Below are 16530 nucleotides of genomic sequence, written 5' to 3' on the forward strand. Positions count from 1 at the left end.
ATCCGAAGCGGAATCGTCACCACCGGCTGACAGTTCTGGTCGGTGGACAGCGTTTTCGTCTCCAACCGTCGTTCTGGACGCTGTGAGAGGTCGAGAGGTGGTAAACGGCGGCCTGTTCGGCGGCGAGGACAGTTGTTCCTCGCAATCGTCCTACAACTGTGTCGTGGGAGAGTAGAACGACCTTCGGGGATTATCCCCTGAAACGGCGTCCCGTCAGAGTGTATGACAGCTGAAATATTTGCTCGATTGTCATCAGGTCGACGGCCACGCAGGATCGCCTTCGTCCTCCTCGTCGCACTGATGGTTACCGTCGCCGGGTGTGGCGGCGGTGGTGGAGCGAACAACACGACCGCGGGCGACGGCGGTGTCGGAACGGGCACCGAGGACGGCGTCGCGACCGGTACCGAGGAGACGACGATGGACGGCAACGAGACGACGACCGGGAACGAGACGGCGACCGACGGCAACGCCACCGACAACGAGACCGGGACCGCGAACCTCCGGGTCGCGCACGTGGCCGCCGGTGCGCCCGCCGTGGACGTCTACGTCAACGGTGAGGAGTTCCTGACTGACGTCGACTACGGCAGCATCAGCGAGTACGCTCAGGTGCCCGCCGGTGAGTACAACGTCACCATCACGGCCGCCGGCGAGGACGAGGTCGTCCTCCAGGAGAACGTGACGGTGGAGGCGGCGAACTACACCGTCGCCGCGATTCCGCTCGCCGAGAGCGAGGAGAACGCTACCACGACCGACACCTCGACCGACGAGACCACCGACGCGAACGCCACCGACTCGATGAACGAGACCACCGAAGCGGACGCGAGCCAGTCGCTCATCGAACTCCTGGTCCTCGAAGACGGCGTGCCCACCGCGGGCGACGGGAACGCCACCGAGACGACCACGGACGCGTCGATGAACGAGACGACCACGGACGCGAACGCCACCGACTCGATGAACGAGACCACCGAGAACGAGACGAACGCGTCCGAGAACGCCTCGGTCCGCATCGTCCACGCCTCGCCCGACGCCGGGCCGGTGAACGTCGTCGTCAGCGGGACGGACACCGTGCTGGCGGAGAACGTGACGTTCGGCACCGCGACGGAGTACGTCGAAGTGCCCGCGGGCGACTACACCGTCGACATCGTCCCAGCCAACGACACGGAGACCATCGCCACCAGCGTCGCCCTGTCGGTCGAAGCTGACGTCCCGTACACCGCCTACGCGGCAGGCTACGCGACCGGCGACCAGGCCGACGAGACACCGCTCGAAGTGTTCCTCGCCGTCGACGATCCGGAAGTCCTGGGCGAGACCGGTGATACCGGTGACGCCGGTGAGGACACGACCACGACCGAGTCCGACGCGACCGAGACGACCGAGGAGACCACCACGTCCGAGGCCGACGCCGAGGGCGAGGGTGCCGGTGGAGAGACGGACGCGTCGGACCCCGACGCGCCCGACACGCCAGAGACGCCCGACACGCCGGACGACCCGGCCGGGGACAACGCGACTACCACCGAGGGGTCCGCCTAGAACGTCCTCAGCCCCGCTCGTCGACCGGAGCGAGCGGACGGGACCGAATCGAGTCACAGATACGCACGTTTTCGCCGTTCTCTCCGAGTCGAACCCCCGTGGAGAGCGCCGCTGCTCGACGTCGGCCTGGCTGTCGCCCTGCCGGGGAGCCACAGGAGTCGGGGGAGGGGTGGCCACAGGTCGGTCGGGACTCGACCGGGAGTCGGCCAGGGTTCCGTTCCGGTCGAGGGGCATTCGAACCGCACCCGTGTGACTCAATACTTAGAGACATTCCCAGATGTGATGATGTGTCAACAGTTGCCACAATCAAAGCGGACATAATTAACCCCGGTATACAAACGAATGGATCCGTCGCTACCGTCTGTCATTCCCTTGTGATAGGATCCGGGACGCCGGCCGCCGCCAACGGCCGGTGCCCAAACCTGCCACCGCAGCGACTCGCCTCCGACGAGCGGACGCTCCACGCCGGGGGCTCAGTCGTCGCGGTCGTCCCAGTACCGTAACCACTCGGCGAGCGTCGCCCGGACGCCCTCGGTCCGGACGGTCACGCCGCCGTCGAACTCCCAGCGGTAGTGCTCGGCGTCCTCGCCGAGTTCCGCCGGGACCTCCAACGTGAACTCCGAGAGGTGGGCCTCTATCTCGTCCTCGCCCGCGATGTTCTCGTCGAGCACGTCCTCCATCACGTCCAGCCAGGACGGCGCGCCAGCCCTCCTCGCCGTCTCGTCGGTCATACTCGACCGTCGGGGGGCCATCCCCATAGCTCTCACCCCGACCGCGGGACGGCCCGACCGTGCAGGCGTTCTGTCCATCGAACTGTCCACTGTTCGACATTGATGCGTGACGACCGACTACCGGGTGGTATGTGGGAACTCGGCCCCGATTCCGACGAACCTGAGTGGCGCGTCGTCGACGACGTCCCCTTCGAGAAGACGCTGTTCGCCGTCGTCAGCACGGCCGACGGCCCGTTCGCCATCGGCGACGGCGGGACCCTCCTCGCCGACCGCGGCGAGGGCTGGGAGGTCATCTTCGACAGCGGGCCACACACCCGGGACAACCAGTTGCGCGCGCTCGACGTCACCGACGACGGGAAGCGCGTCTGGTTCACCGGGTCGTCCGGTGCGCTCGGCTGTTACGACGTCGAGAGCCGCCGGAAGTTCGACTACTCGATGCCCAAGGAGATGACCTCGACGTGGGAGGCCGTCGCCGTCGCCGGCCCGCGCGGCAACGAGAAGGCCCTCGCCTCGAACGGGTCGGGCGAGGTGCTCCCGTTCACCCTCGACGGGTTCGACGTCGACTGGGGCATCGCGCGCAAACCCTCGGGTGCTGGCTCGACGATGGCCGCCCTCGGTGCATCGCCGGAGGGCGTCGGCTACGCCGTCGACACCAGCGGGAACGTGTTCAGGACGACGAAGAACGACGGCTGGGAGCGCATCGGCATCCGCAACGCGCAGGTGAAGTTCTACGACATCTACGCGGGCGAGCAGGGGCGCGTCTACGTCGCGGCGGGCGACGGCCGCGTCTACCGCTACGACGACTCCTACAAGAACTGGACGCCCATCGGCGTCACCGACACCGCCTCGCTCCGGGCGTTCAGCGCCTACGAGGACGAACTCGTCGTCCTCGGCAACGGCGGCGAGATATACGAACGCGTCGAGGGCGACCGCTGGGAGGCGGTCCACGCCCCCACCGAGGAGGACCTGTTCGACGTCGCGCTCGGCGACCCGGACGTGGCCGTCGGCGCGGACGCGACGGTGCTCGAACGACCGCGCGGCGAGGCGAGACAGGCCGGCAAAAGCGAGGACGGCGACCAGTTCGAGGGTCGTGGCGAGTACCACGACGGAGATGGCAACGAGCCCTCGAAGTCGCAATCCGGGTCGGATTCGTCGTCCGGGTCGGACGCGAACTGAACCCCCGACCGGCAGCCGCTACTTCACCTGCTGCCGGAGCTCACGGACGCCGCCGAGGACGCCGTCGGCGAGCGACTTCGCGTCGGTCGCGAGCTTGTGGAGGCGGTCGTGTCGCTTCAGGTTGTAGTAGACGACCGGGTCGGGCGAGAACTTCGCCTTGTAGCCACAGAGGCGGCGCATGTTCGCGCCGACGAGGTCGTAGCGCTCGGCGCCGCGCTCGCGGGCCGCCTGCATGATGTGCCAGTCGAGCAGGTCCGTCGCGGGGACGTTCCCGCCGTACTTCACGCCGCCCTGCCAGCGGTAGACGGTGTCGCCGAACTCTAGCGTCACCATCCCCGTCACCTGCTCGCCGTCCTGTTCGACGACGTAGGGACGGACCTGCCCCTCGGGGAGTCGCTCGAAGCAGTCCGCGACGAACGGCACCGACATCGCGTACGGTTCGTCCTGCTCGTGGTGACGGCGCTCGACCTGCCGGATTATCTTGCGCACCTCGTCGACGCCGCCCTCGCGCACCTCCGCGCCCTCCTCCTCGGCGTCGCGGACGTTCGTGCGCGCGTCGCGGCTGAACGACGCCAGCAGGTCGTCGGGGTCGGGCGTCAGGTCGACGACGTAGGTGTAGCTGGGCGTCGACTCGTAGCCGTTCCAGTGGAACGGCCGCACGTCGGAGACGGCCGGGCTCGCGCGGACGTGGACGTACGAGGGCTGGAGGTGGTCGTCCAGCCACTCCTCGACGGCGTCGACGAACTGCGTGCGGTAGCGTTCTGCCTTGCGTTGTTTCGTCTGCCCCAGGTTGAGAAATGCTGGGCCCAGCGGGAAGCTCTCCAGCATCCCCGGCGGACTGCGGACGAGCGTCTGGCGGCCCGTCGAGCGTTCGTACAGCGGGAACACCGCTATCGGCTGGTCGCCGTTGTAGCCGACCAGCGGGTGGAGCGTCCACCCCGAGAAGTCGGCGACGGTCTCCAGCCCCTCCCACTGGTGGAAGGGGTTCGTCCCGGTGGCCTGCGAGACGTGGTCGTTCCAGTCGGTCGATTCCGTGTCGTCGAGTCGGCGGACGGTGATGCTCATGGTGTCGTCGGTAGGAGTCGGGCGGACGCCTCGACCGTCGGTCGCGTGACCGACGAGGACGCGACGGTCACAGGTAGCCGAGGTCCGCGAGGCGGTTCTGGACGTCCGCGGTGGAGCGTCCGTGCGATGCGTGGTCGGCGCGAGGGTACTCGCGCATGCCGGGGTCGTCGAAGGCGGGCAGGACGCGCCCGTCCATCCGGTCGGAGAGCGGGACGCCGAGCGACGCCAGCACCGTCGGCGCGACGTCGAGCAGGTGCGCGTCGGTGACGTCCACGTCGGGCGCGTCGGGGCCGCCGACGGCGAGGTAGCCGTGGAGTTTGTGGTTCCACGGTTCGTCCGGCGGGGCGAACAGGTCGCCGCCGACGCGGGCGCTCGACAGGTGGTCGAACGCCGCGGGGACGGTGACGACGTCGACGCCCGACTCGACCTCCGGGCCGTGGAACACGTCCTCGCGGGGGAGGACGGCGTCGTAGACGGGGTCGCCCTCGGGCGTCTCCGCCGACCGGAGGTACTCCATCAGGGCCGAGCGGACCGACTCGTACTCGTCGGCCGGGACGACGCCCTCGGGGTCGCGGCCCTCGACGTTGAGGCGGACGCCGAGTTCGACCGGGAGTCGACAGTACGCCGTCGAGTTCGGGAAGTCGACGGCCTCGTTCGCGCCCGACGCGGTCCGGAGGCTGGCCGGGGCGACCCGCTTGGCGACCCCGAGCAGTCCCACCCGGTCGAGCGTGTCCGCGACGCGGGCGGGCGAGAGACCGACCGACTCGGCCGTCGCGAGCGCCCGGTCCGCGAGGGAGGGGTCCGTCTCGTCGTCCGCGCCGTCCGCCCCCTCGCGGAGTTCGTCCTGCCAGATGGGGACCCACGACGGCGAGGAGCCCTCGCGGGTCGTCTCGACGTAGCCCGCCCGTCGGAGGTACTCGTTGACGCGGAACTCGTAGCCGTCGTACGGGCCGATGCCGTGGTCGGAGGCGACGACGACGACGTCCGGGTCGCAGGCCTCGATGGTCTCGCCGAGCTCCGCGTCCACGGCGCGGTAGACGTCGCCCAGCAGGTCCCGGTCGCCCGGGAAGTCGTGGACCACGGTGTCGGTCCCCTGGAACTGGACGAACCCGAACTCGGGGTCGAACCGGTCGGCGAGGTAGCGGAACGCCGCCCCGCGCATCCGGACGAGGTCGAGGTACTCCCCGCGGCGCTCGCTGCGGTCGGCGTCGGCGAACTCGCTCGCGCCGTAGACGCGGTAGTCGCCGACGGCCTCGCGCACCTCGTCGAGGATTCCCTCGGGGTGACACGGCGGATTCTCGGGGGCGGTGAACCCCGGAATCACGGCCCCGTCGATGGGCGCGGGCGGACAGGTGACGGGGACGTTGACGACGACGCTCGACCGGTCGTGCGCGTCGAGCACCTCCCAGAGCGCGGGTTCGCGGACCGACCGCGAGTCGAGGACGTCCCAGTCGTACCCCTCGTACGAGAGGAAGCTGAACGCGCCGTGCTTGCCGGGGTTGGTGCCGGTGTACAGCGACGGCCACGCGCTGGGCGTCCAGGGCGGAAGCTGGGACTCCAGCGGTCCAGACGACCCGCCGTCCGCGAGCGACGCGAGGTTCGGGAGGTCGTCGGCCGCGAACAGCGGGTCGAGCACCTCCTCGCAGGCCGCGTCGACGCCGACGAGCAGCGTCCGCATCAGCGCTCACCCGGACGCGAGTCGGCCCACTGGCGGAGCGCTCGTTCGCTGGCCGGGGAGGCGTCGCCCGGAGACCGGTCGTCGTCGGTCGAGGGGCGGTCGTACCGGTCGACGAGGTGCTCCGTGACCGGCATCCGGAGCAGGCCCAGCAGCATGTACAGGTCGTCGTCGTTCCCGCCGTCGGCCAGGTGGTCGCGGTAGCAGCGCAGCGCCCCGTCCCACGAGACGAACGGGAGGCGCTCGAGCGCCTCGCGGGCGTTCCCGATGGTCTCCATGCCGAATCGGTCGCGCTGCAGGAGCTTGTCGATAGGCGTCCACGGCCCGTGGCCGAAGTAGTTCTTCGGCGGATTCTTTCCGGGGAGGAACCGACGCCTGATGGACGCCAGCCGAGCGGCGACGAACTGGACGGCGAACGACCGCGACGCCGCCGTCCCGGTCCGGGCGTTCGGAATCGCGGCGAGGTCCGGAGCCACCCGGTCGAGCGCGTCGTTCACGACGTTCCGTCTGAGCTGGTACTTTCGCGGCATCGTCAGCGAGAGGTCGACGAGCCGGTTGTCGAGGAACGGCGTCCAGTGTGGCATCGTCTGGGTCAGCCCGTAGTAGAACAGGTCCGGGTCGTTCGACATCGGGTAGAACTCCCAGCAGCCGACCAGTTCGGCGAGCGACGGGTAGACGACGCCACGGTGCTCGATGCCGCGGTCGGTCCGGCGGATGTCGGGGCGGAGCAGGTCGGCGAGCGACCCCGAGACGGTGAGGTACTCCGGGAGCGGGCGGTCGACGGTGCTCAGGAACGACTCGACCGAGTCGACCGAGCGCGACAGGGGCAGGTCGAGGTTACCCAGCGGCCCGAAGTCGGCCGTGCGCTTCGGGAGCGGTCCGCCCTTGAACAGCGAGTCCGCGTACAGTCCCGAGACGAGGACGTCCGCGTCGCCGAGCGTCTCCTCGAACCCGGTCGTGTGGGCCTGATCGAACCGGCCGTAGAAGTTCATCATCCGCGAGTTCGACGCCAGCGCCCGGCGATGGTGGTCGCGGTCACGACGGAGCCACTCCAGGTCGACGTCGGCGGCGTGGGCCGCGCGCTCGGCGGCGGTGGCTTCAGGACTCATCCAGTCGGACATGTGGTACGCCGTCAGGTTCGAGGGCTGGGTGGCGAGGAGCAGTCGCGAGTCGCTCCCGCCGCTCAACAGCAGCCCGTGGCGCTCGTCCGGTCGGTCGTACTCCGCGACGACCTGTCGGAACCGGTCGACGAACTCGTCGACGAAGTAGGAGTACGGTCGGTCGAGCGGCCGATACCGGGGGAGCCAGTAGCGGACGCGTCGCGACGACCCGCCGAGGACGTGCGTGTCGACGGTGCCCGGCGGCACCTCCTCGATTCCCTCGAACGGGGTCGCACAGCCGCTGACACGCCCGGTCGCGAGGTACTCGGCCATCAGTCGGTCGTCGGCCGTCGCGTCGACCGACTCCGCGAGGCCCTGCAGGTTCGTCGAGAAGACGAACCCGTCGTCCGTCGACGCGAGGTAGAGCGGGTGCGTTCCGAGGCGGTCGGTGACGATGTGGAGGACGTCCTCGGCCTCGTCGGCGACGAGCGCGACGAACGTCCCGTTGAGTCGTTCGGCGAACTCCGTCCCGTAGCGCGTGTAGAGGTCTGCACACACCGCGGCAGAGCGGTCGGGGTCCGTCGGGGTGTACTCCTGCCCCTCGTAACCCCACACCGTCCCCCACGTCCAGACGGAGACGGAGCCGTTTCGCGTCCGTACTGGCTGGTCTGCGGTCCCCGCCGTGTGCGTCGCCAGCGTGACAGAGAGGTCACCGCCCGCGTAGGAGGCCGTCTCCTCGCGGCCGGTCCACTCCAGACCGGCCGCGAGCGGTTCGATGTCGTGGTCTACCGCACCGAACGACCCGCACAATCCTGTCATGTCGATTCGGTTCACGAGTCACTCGCCCTTTGTTAATCGCCACAGGGCCTGGTTGCGGACGGTCCCTCGTACGCAACAGAATCAGTATCGGCGAAGTTAACGACCACTGTCAACTTATACGGACACTCCTTCGCGGCTGAAGGAGTCCGACGCCCGTCACACTGTCAGAACGCGGCGTTCGGGAGGAACGAGCGGACGTAGCCGAAGAGCGTGCCACGCAAGGAGCCGTGTGCCAGGACGAGGAGGCCGTATATGACCGCTCCTAACACCACGAAACCGACCAGAACAGTGAGGGATTGGACGACGACGAACCCGTGGAGCACGGCGAGGACGCCACCCATCACGGCGGCGGCGACGCCGCACCAGACGAGTTCGTCGAGGGGGATGCTCAGCGGGACGAACGTCCCGAGGTAGTGGACGCGCAGCGCCGTCCCGACGGTGAACGAGAGCGTCGTCGCCAGGGCCGCGCCGACGAGCCCCAGCCAGAGGACGAGCGTCACGTTCAGGAGGAGGTTGCAGACGAGCGAGACCACCGTCGCGCGGGCGACGAGGTCCGGCCGGTCGAGGCCGAGCAACGTCCTCCCGACGACCATCTGGACCGCTTCCGGAGTCTTCCCGGCGACGAGGACGACGAGGACGAGGCTCGCGGACGTGAACTCCGGCCCGAACAGCAGGCCGAGGATGTCCTCGCCCAGGACCGCCACGCCCGCGACGGCCGGGAGGACGAACACCAGCGCCGGGGTGAACGCCGCGCTCACCAGTTCGCCGACGCGGTCGGTCGACCCCTCGGCGTCCCACGCGCTCGCCTGCGGCATGATGGCGACGCCGATGGACCCGGCGAGGAGCGTCGTCACGCCCGCGACGCGCCACGCGATCTCGTAGGCACCCACGTCGCTCTGCGTCAGGAACACGCCGATTATCAGCACGTCCATCCAGTTGTGGACCTCCAGACCGACGCTCGGGATGGCGTTGTACTTCGCGTAGCCGAGCAGCGACCGGGCGTCGCTCCGGGTCGGGCGGGCGAACGCCGGTCGGAGCTTCACCACCGCCCAGGAGTTCGCCGCGGCCAGCCCCGCGAGCAGTCCGAACACGAGCGCGTAGACGTCCATCCCGTTCCAGACGAGGGCGGCCGCCAGCCCGTACTGCACGCCGAGTCTGAGCACCGAGAGCCCCGCCAGTTCACCCGCTCGCAACGACCCGCGGAGCGCGGCGTCGAGGAGGCGACGGGCGGCCATGAGAGTGAGTGCGACGGCGAGCAGGAGCGCGAGGTCGGCACCGAGGTAGCCCGAGACGACCCCCCGGAGGAGGACGACGCCGAGCGCGAGCGTCCCGGCGAGTCCGGCGACGAGGGCGGCACCCGACCAGAAGACGCTCATCCCCTCCCCCGCGCTGATGCGCTTCTCGACGGCCGTGCCGATGCCGAGGTCCGCGCCCATCACCAGCATCGACAGCGCGGCCTGGAACAGGAAGAACACGCCCAGTTGCGCGCTGCCGAGTTCCCGCGCGAAGTACGCCAGCGCGAGGAACGTCATGAGCGTCGTCCCGACGCTCCCGGCGAACAGCTTCAGCGAGGACCGCGAGACGCTCATCCGACCACGCTCGCCAGCGCGGGGACCTGGTCGGGCCGGTCGACCGGGAGCGCGAGCAGCGTCCGCGCGAGGTCGTTGGCGACGGGGTAGGCGTCACCCTGACCAGCCACGTCGCGGGGGAGTCGCGGCCACGCGAACGCTCCCGACACCGCCCGGGCGAGCGTCGGTGCGTCGTCGACCACGACGGGGAACATCCACGGGCAGACCCCCGGGTCGAGGTCGTACAGGGGCGACGCGTCGAGCGCCGTCGTCCAGCGCTCGTAGCTCTCGCGGCGCGGCGCGACGACGGACGCCGGCGAGAGGAGGGGCAGCTGGTGTGCCGTCAGCCACGACATCGGGTGTTTCGCTGCCTCGTAGGTCCGCATCGACTCGTACGGGATTGGCGTCCGGTCCGCGTCTGCCGATAGCAGCGAGCCGTCTCCGAGGCGCGAGAGCGCCGAGAGACGAGAGAGACGCGACGTATCTGAAAGCCGAGCGGCGACCTTTCCCGCGACGAACCGCGCGTCGTCTACCGACGGCCGGTCGGCGACGCCGAGTAGCGGGTGGTCGACGTCACTAACGGCCGACCGCGACCCGCCGGTGAACAGCACCGCACCGTCCGGGACGGGCAGGGTCTTGTGGAGGCTCGTGAAGCCGAACCCGCTCCCGGTGCCGAGCAGTCGGTCCTCGGGCGCGCTGAGCGCAGCGTGTGAGTTGTCCTCGACGACGGGGACGTCCGCCTCGGCGGCCACCTCCCGTATCGCGTCGGCGTCGGGGCTGGCGAACCCGAAGTAGTGGACGAGCACCACGGCGACCGTGTCGTCGTCGAGTCGCGCCGCGAGGTGGTCGAGGTCCGCGCCGAGGGCCGGCGTGACGCGGTGGTAGCGCGGTTCGACGCCGCGTTCCCGCAGCGGTTCCACGAACCCGTGGGGTACCGCCGCGGGGAGGACGACGTTCTCCCCCGCGTCGGCGTCGAGTGCGTCGAGCACCACCCGCATCGCGGCCTTCCCGGACCCGGTGTAGTGGTGGTCGCCGGGAGCGTCCGCGAGGACGTCGGCGACGCTCGGGACGGGAGCGACGCGGTCGAGGAGGGGAAGGGACGGCTCGCGGGACGCCTGTGTGGCGGCGAGCGACCAGTTCATTGCCGGGGGAGACGCCCGCCCGGGCTTTCGTTATTGCGAACTTTCGTCGCCCGTTGCAGTCCGTTCCAGGAGGAACCCGCCCGAACCGACGGCGACGGCGGGGTCGGTGAGCGCGACCCCCCGGATGGCGGCGTCACCGTCGACGTCGACGGTCGTCCAGTCGCCGTCGCGGCCGACCGACAGGAGCGCGCCGTCGCCGCCGGCGAGCAGTTCTCCCTCGGCGTCGTCACCGCCAGCGCCCCCGTCGGCGCGGTGGTCGACCGACCGGACCGTGCCCCCGCCGACGTCGAACGGGACCCAGTGGTCGTCGCAGGCGTACACCCGGCCGTTCGACCCGCCGACGAGCAGGCGGCCCTCGCGGGCGGCGACGCTCGTGAGCGTGCCGTCCGCGTCGTCGATGCCGATGCGCTCCCAGCCGTCGGCGGTCGTCCGCCAGACGTCGCCGTCGCCGTCGACGCCGTAGCCGAGCGGTCCGTCCGCGGCGAGAGCCGCGAGCGCCGTCCCGCCCGTCGGCGTGGTGGCCCGGTCCCAGTCGACATCGTCCTCGCCGACCGACCCGGGGACGACGTTCCCCGACTGGTCGCCGACGAGCAGTTTCTCCTCGCCGCGCGGGCCCGCGACGCAGAGCGCGACGAGCGCACCCTCCAGCCCGTTCGGCCGGGAGCGGTCGCTCCGCTCGCCGGTCGTCAGGTCGAGCGACCCGAGCGCACCGCCTGCGCCCGCGAACCAGACGCGCTTCCCGTCGGCCGTCGCGGCCACGGTATAGAGCGTCCGGCCGCGGGCGGCGGGGCCGTCCTCGACGACGACGCCCCAGCCCTCGCTGTTCCGACCCAGGACGACGCCGCCCGCGCCGACGACGACGGGGCCGTTCGCGCTGTCGGAGACGTCGTACAGGGTGCCGGAGACGGGCACCGACGCCCGCTCCCACGTTCCGGGGTCCGGACCGTCGAACTCCCACATGCCCGAAGCGAGGCGAGCGAGGCGGATGAACCCCGGCGACCGTCCGGTTCGACGCTCAGTTCCGGCGGACGGTCGTCGGTCGCCTCGACGGGTCGCGGTCGGGGGTGCGGTCGGTGCATCGCCGGGCGCTGTGGGGGAAACGCTAAGCGATAGCGCTCGAACGCCCGGCAATGCACGTCATCAGCGAGGTCCACATCGTCCCCCTGGGCTACGAGTACGACCGCATCATCGGCCCGATTCGGGAGTACGGCGTGGACGTGGTCTACCTGCTCGAACACGACGGTCCCCCGAATGAGCGCGTCGACTACCACGACGACCTGAAGGCCGAACTCCGCGAGGAGGCGGAGGTGCGGTCGCAGACGGTCGACCTGATGGACATCTACGACGTGCTGGGGGCGGTGACGACCGTCGCGGCCGACCACCCCGAGGACATCGTCCGGGTGAACGTCTCCAGCGGGTCGAAGCTGTCGGCGGTCGGCGCGGCCATCGCCTGCATGTGCACGGACGCGACGCCGTACTACGTCCACCCCGAGGGGTACGCCCACGCCGACCGGGAGGAGCGCCAGAGCTACGGCTACGCGGGCGACGAGGTGCTCCCCTCCTACCCCATCGAGGCACCGACGCGCGACCAGGTGGCGACGATGGAGTTCCTCGCGGAGACCAACACCGACCAGCGGACGGCCAAGAAGAAGGACCTCATCGAGTACGCCGAGGCGGCCGAACTGTCGTTCATCGCGGAGAACGAACCGGCCAACGACAAGGCGAAGTTCGCGCTGCTGAACGCCAACGTCGTCGAACCGCTCGTCGAGGACGGCTACATCGACGTCGAACAGGTCGGGCGGCGCAAGCAGGTGACGCTGACCGACACCGGCCACGACGCGCTCCGAGCGTTCAGACACAAGCTCTGAGCGCTCGTTTCTCGGGAACGCTGCCCTCGGCGTGGGTGACAGTACTATCGATAGTATCGATAGTTTCGGGAGTATCGAGAGTACTCGTACTATCCTTCGTTGCGTTACTAATGAGATAGTATTGAATACAGGTTGGACGGATGATTCACTCGGTGCCCGACACCGGGCACCCCGCCACGAGGCGGCCGTCGGCGGCGCGGACCACGGTCCGCACCGTCGACGGAACCGAGTCGGCACGCTACGAGGGCGTCGCCGACAGTGCGAGTTCGCTCGCACGCCGCGCGGCGAAGTCAGTCACTCCCAGCGAGTGAGTGTGGACGCCGCGGCCCCCCTGACCGCGTGCGCTTCGGCCCTCCATCCGCGCGGCGCACTTCGTGCGCCGCACCGCACGCTCGTCGGTGTGTTCTCCGCGATGAAGCGTCTCCCCCAGAAGGCGTTACTCCGAGACGGCCGTCGGCGACGACTGTCGGGTCGTCGCGGCGTCGAACGGCTGCTCCTCGACCTCGATACTCCCGTCGGCGTCGACGGTCACCGTGTACCCGCAGTACGAGAACACGACGAACCCGTTCATCGACTCACCACGGCAGAGCGCGTCGAGCGCGTCCGGGTCGATGACGTCGTTGAGCGGTGGTTCCAGGTCCATCGGTTCGATCTCTTCCCTCGTGGCCACCGCTTCGATAACGGCCACACTCGGTGGAAATGCTCCGGTCCCCTGAGGCATACCCGACCTGCAGGACAACAGGAACATAAAGTCAACGGATACAGTCATCGACTACCACGGTGAACAATATCACATCACACGATTTCGGTCGGGCCGCGCATCGTAAGGTGTTCGTCTGTCCGGTCGATAGAGGCAGTCAATGGACGCGAACGGGGGTCGCGGGGCGGACGCGAGCCACGACCGACTCGCCTCGATGCTCGCTGGCGACGACCTCGCGTTCGCCGAGTCGGCGACGACCGTCGACCACCCCTTCGTCGCCGACGACGCCGATGCGGACGACGTGTTCCCCCAGTCCGTCGCCAGCGGCGGCCCGACGCCGACGGGCGTCATCCTCTGGACCCGCCTCGCACCCGACGCGTTCGACCCGGAGGTCGGGGTGGGCGTCGAAGTGGCCCACGACCCCGACTTCGACGACGTCGTCTACCGGGGCGTCGTCGACGACGCCGACCGCGTCGCGACCCACGACCACACGCTGAAGATCGACCTCGACGGTCACCTCGACCCCGACTCCCGCTACCACTACCGCTTCGTCCACGACGGCGTCGCCTCCCGGACCGGGCGCTGTCGGACGCTCCCCGCCCCCGACGCCTCGCTCGACTCGCTCCGTCTCGCCGTGCTGGCCTGTCAGAACTACGTCCTCGGCTACTACGGCGCGCTCTCGCACGTCGCCGAGGAGGACGTCGACTTCGTCCTCCACGTCGGCGACTTCGTCTACGAGTCCTGCACGGACTGCTTCACGGGCCTCGGGAGTCGCGAGTACCCCGACCGGGACCTCTCGCTCCCGAACGGGACCGACCGGGTCCGGGACCTGACGGACTACCGCGCGATCTACCGGGCCTACCGCGAGGACGAACACCTCCAGCGGTTGCAGGAGCGCCACACGTTCGTCCCGGCGTGGGACGACCACGAACTCGTCAACGACGTCCACTGGGACCCCGAGACGGGCGCTCCGGCCGGCGACCACCCGAGGGGCGACGACCCCGAGTTCATGACGAACCTCGTCGCCGACGCCCTCCACGCCTGGTGGGAGTACATGCCCGCCCGCCTCCAGTACGACCCCGACGCCGACCACCTCCACGAGCGGTTCCAGCTCTGGCGGTCGCTGCAGTTCGGAGACCTCGTCGACCTGACGCTCACCGACGAGCGCCTCTACCGCTCGCCGCCCCGCGAGACGCTGCCGACACGCGGCGCTATCGACCCCGAGCAGGAACCGGCCGACCGGACGATGCTCGGCGGCCCACAGCGCGAGTGGCTGGTCGACCGACTCACCGACGACACCGCCCGGTGGTCGGTGTGGGCCGACGAGGTGCTCACCATCCCGTACCGGTTGGGCTTCGGCCGGGCGTCGCTGTTCCCGGTCCAGGGTGGCTGGGACGGCTACACCCGCGAGCGACGGGCCGTCAGCCGGGCCATCGCGGCCGACCCGCCGCGGAACCTCGTGACGCTCACCGGCGACATGCACGCCTTCCTCGCGGGGTACAAACAGACCGAGTACGCCGTCCTCGGCGACGACCCCGGCGAACGCCTCGGCGTCGAGTTCATGGCCCCGCCGACGACCAGCCTCAACGTCGCCGAGGCGCTCGGGCTCTCGCGTGGCCTCCGCGCCCGCCTCACCGAACCGATACTGACCGGACTCTCCGACCTGATGAACCCACATCTGGAGTACCTCAACGCCCACCGCTGGGGCTACTCCGTCGTCGAATTCACCCGCGACGACTGCACCTACCTCGGCTACGCCGTCGACAAGGAGGACCCCGAGGACCCCGACCGGGAACTGCTGATAGCGATGCGCGTCCCCGACGGCCGGGTCCAGTTGCAGGACGTGACCGAGGACCGCCGCCGACGCGTCGGCGAGAACTGAACCGGACCATCGCGTCGACCGCCGCGAGAGGGCGACGTCCGCACGACTTAACCGCTATCCCGCGGAACCGCACGACATGACCACCGTCTTCGAGGAGCGCACCCGACGCGCCCAGGAGCGCCTCCGCGACGCCGACGCGGACCTCGTGCTGTTCCCCAGCCACAACCTGTTCTACCTGAGCGGGTTCGCCGAACACCCCGGCGAGCGCCACCTGCTGCTGTTCGTCCCTCGGGACGGCGACCCGACGTTCCTCGTCCCGTCCCTCTACGGCGAGCAGGTCCGCGAGACGTCGTGGGTCGCGGACGTGCGGACGTGGGACGACGACGAGGACCCGCGCGAGCAGCTCGCGAGCGTCGTCGCGGACCTCGACCTAGGCGACCGACTGCTCGTCGACGACACGATGCACGCCCGGTTCACGCAGGACCTCGCGGCGGTCCACGACGCCGAGACGGGCCTCGCCAGCGAGGTGCTCGCACCGCTCCGAGTCCGGAAGGACGAGGCCGAACTCGACGCGCTCCGGCGGGCGGGCGCGGTGGCCGACGCGGCCGTCGAGGAGGTGCGAGCGCTCGGTGCAGACGCCGTCGGCACGACCGAACGCGAACTGGCTCGGACCGTCGAACGCGCCCTGGTGGACGCGGGCGGCGAGGAGGTCTCCTTCGAGGTCCACACGGCCTCGGGACCGAACGGCGCGATGCCCCACCACACCCACGGCGACCGGCGAATCGAGCGCGGCGACCCCGTCGTCCTCGACTTCGGAGCCTACCTCGACCACTACCCGAGCGACCAGACACGGACGGTCGTCTTCGCCGGTGACCCGCCCGAGGGGTTCGAGGCGGTCCACGAGGTGGTTCGGGAGGCGCAGCAGGCGGCCGTCGACGCCGTCGCGCCGGGGGTCACCTGCGAGGCCGTCAACGCGACGGCCCGTGAGGTCATCGAGGACGCGGGCTACGGCGAGCAGTTCGTCCACCGGACGGGTCACGGCGTCGGCCTCGACGTCCACGAGGAACCGTACGTCGTGGCCGGCAACGACCGCGAACTCGAACCGGGGATGGTGTTCTCCGTCGAACCCGGCGTCTACCTCCCCGGCGAGTTCGGCGTCCGCATCGAGGACCTCGTCGTCGTCACGGGCGACGGCTGTGAGCGTCTGAACCACACCGACCGGGGGTGGCGGTGTTAGGCGACGCCGCTCCCGACGATGACGTCGGGTGGATCGTCCCGTCGAACCGTTCCGAATAGGAGACAATTACCGAGAGAGCGTCAGGAACTAACGAAGG

General features: G+C 69.8%; 14 protein-coding genes. 6 read left to right on the forward strand and 8 right to left on the reverse strand.

Annotated elements, in window-relative coordinates:
• Positions 1-300 precede the first annotated feature (300 nt).
• The gene (locus MX571_RS01840) at positions 301-1530 is read left to right on the forward strand and encodes a DUF4397 domain-containing protein (protein ID WP_247413891.1); all 1230 of its coding nucleotides are present in this window, start codon (positions 301-303) and stop codon (positions 1528-1530) included.
• A gap of 473 nt (positions 1531-2003) precedes the next feature.
• Here MX571_RS01840 and MX571_RS01845 read toward each other — a convergent pair whose 3' ends face one another.
• Entirely contained in the window at positions 2004-2261 is a 258-nt protein-coding gene (locus tag MX571_RS01845; RefSeq protein WP_247413892.1) for a hypothetical protein, read from the reverse strand.
• 129 nt (positions 2262-2390) lie between these two features.
• Between MX571_RS01845 and MX571_RS01850 the strand changes: the two genes are divergently transcribed.
• Entirely contained in the window at positions 2391-3437 is a 1047-nt protein-coding gene (locus MX571_RS01850; RefSeq protein ID WP_247413893.1) for a WD40/YVTN/BNR-like repeat-containing protein, read from the forward strand.
• A gap of 18 nt (positions 3438-3455) precedes the next feature.
• Here MX571_RS01850 and MX571_RS01855 read toward each other — a convergent pair whose 3' ends face one another.
• The 6 genes from MX571_RS01855 to MX571_RS01880 form a co-directional block, all read right to left on the reverse strand.
• Entirely contained in the window at positions 3456-4502 is a 1047-nt protein-coding gene (locus MX571_RS01855) for a lipid II:glycine glycyltransferase FemX (RefSeq protein WP_247413894.1), read from the reverse strand.
• 67 nt (positions 4503-4569) lie between these two features.
• Positions 4570-6180, reverse strand: coding sequence for an alkaline phosphatase family protein (locus MX571_RS01860; RefSeq protein WP_247413895.1), 1611 nt, complete (start codon positions 6178-6180; stop codon positions 4570-4572).
• A complete protein-coding gene (locus MX571_RS01865) occupies positions 6180-8096 on the reverse strand; it encodes an asparagine synthetase B family protein (protein ID WP_247413896.1) in 1917 nt (638 codons plus the stop codon). The genes MX571_RS01860 and MX571_RS01865 overlap by 1 nt, the downstream gene beginning before the upstream one ends.
• 164 nt (positions 8097-8260) lie before the next feature.
• On the reverse strand, positions 8261-9685 hold the full coding sequence (locus tag MX571_RS01870; protein WP_247413897.1) for an oligosaccharide flippase family protein: 1425 nt from the start codon (positions 9683-9685) through the stop codon (positions 8261-8263).
• Complete coding sequence (locus MX571_RS01875; RefSeq protein WP_247413898.1) at positions 9682-10806, reverse strand: DegT/DnrJ/EryC1/StrS family aminotransferase; 1125 nt, start codon at positions 10804-10806, stop codon at positions 9682-9684. The genes MX571_RS01870 and MX571_RS01875 overlap by 4 nt, the downstream gene beginning before the upstream one ends.
• A gap of 30 nt (positions 10807-10836) precedes the next feature.
• Positions 10837-11766: a hypothetical protein gene (locus MX571_RS01880; RefSeq protein WP_247413899.1), complete on the reverse strand. Its 930-nt coding sequence runs from the start codon at positions 11764-11766 to the stop codon at positions 10837-10839.
• A gap of 170 nt (positions 11767-11936) precedes the next feature.
• Here MX571_RS01880 and MX571_RS01885 point away from each other — a divergent pair, with 170 nt between their 5' ends.
• Both MX571_RS01885 and MX571_RS01890 read left to right on the forward strand, forming a co-directional pair.
• Entirely contained in the window at positions 11937-12674 is a 738-nt protein-coding gene (locus MX571_RS01885; RefSeq protein WP_247413900.1) for an HFX_2341 family transcriptional regulator domain-containing protein, read from the forward strand.
• 152 nt (positions 12675-12826) lie between these two features.
• Positions 12827-12985, forward strand: a complete 159-nt coding sequence (locus MX571_RS01890; protein ID WP_247413901.1) for a hypothetical protein — start codon at positions 12827-12829, stop codon at positions 12983-12985.
• 125 nt (positions 12986-13110) lie between these two features.
• Here MX571_RS01890 and MX571_RS01895 read toward each other — a convergent pair whose 3' ends face one another.
• Positions 13111-13443, reverse strand: coding sequence for a HalOD1 output domain-containing protein (locus MX571_RS01895; protein WP_379750725.1), 333 nt, complete (start codon positions 13441-13443; stop codon positions 13111-13113).
• A 91-nt stretch (positions 13444-13534) separates the two neighbouring features.
• Here MX571_RS01895 and MX571_RS01900 point away from each other — a divergent pair, with 91 nt between their 5' ends.
• Positions 13535-15256 (forward strand): alkaline phosphatase D family protein, encoded by a 1722-nt coding sequence (locus tag MX571_RS01900; protein ID WP_247413903.1) that lies wholly within the window; start codon positions 13535-13537, stop codon positions 15254-15256.
• A 76-nt stretch (positions 15257-15332) separates the two neighbouring features.
• The gene (locus MX571_RS01905) at positions 15333-16433 is read left to right on the forward strand and encodes a M24 family metallopeptidase (protein ID WP_247413904.1); all 1101 of its coding nucleotides are present in this window, start codon (positions 15333-15335) and stop codon (positions 16431-16433) included.
• The last annotated feature ends 97 nt before the right edge of the window (positions 16434-16530 follow it).

Origin of the sequence: Halomarina salina (assembly GCF_023074835.1) — an archaeon.
In the GTDB taxonomy this organism is placed as follows: Archaea; Halobacteriota; Halobacteria; order Halobacteriales; family Haloarculaceae; genus Halomarina; species Halomarina salina.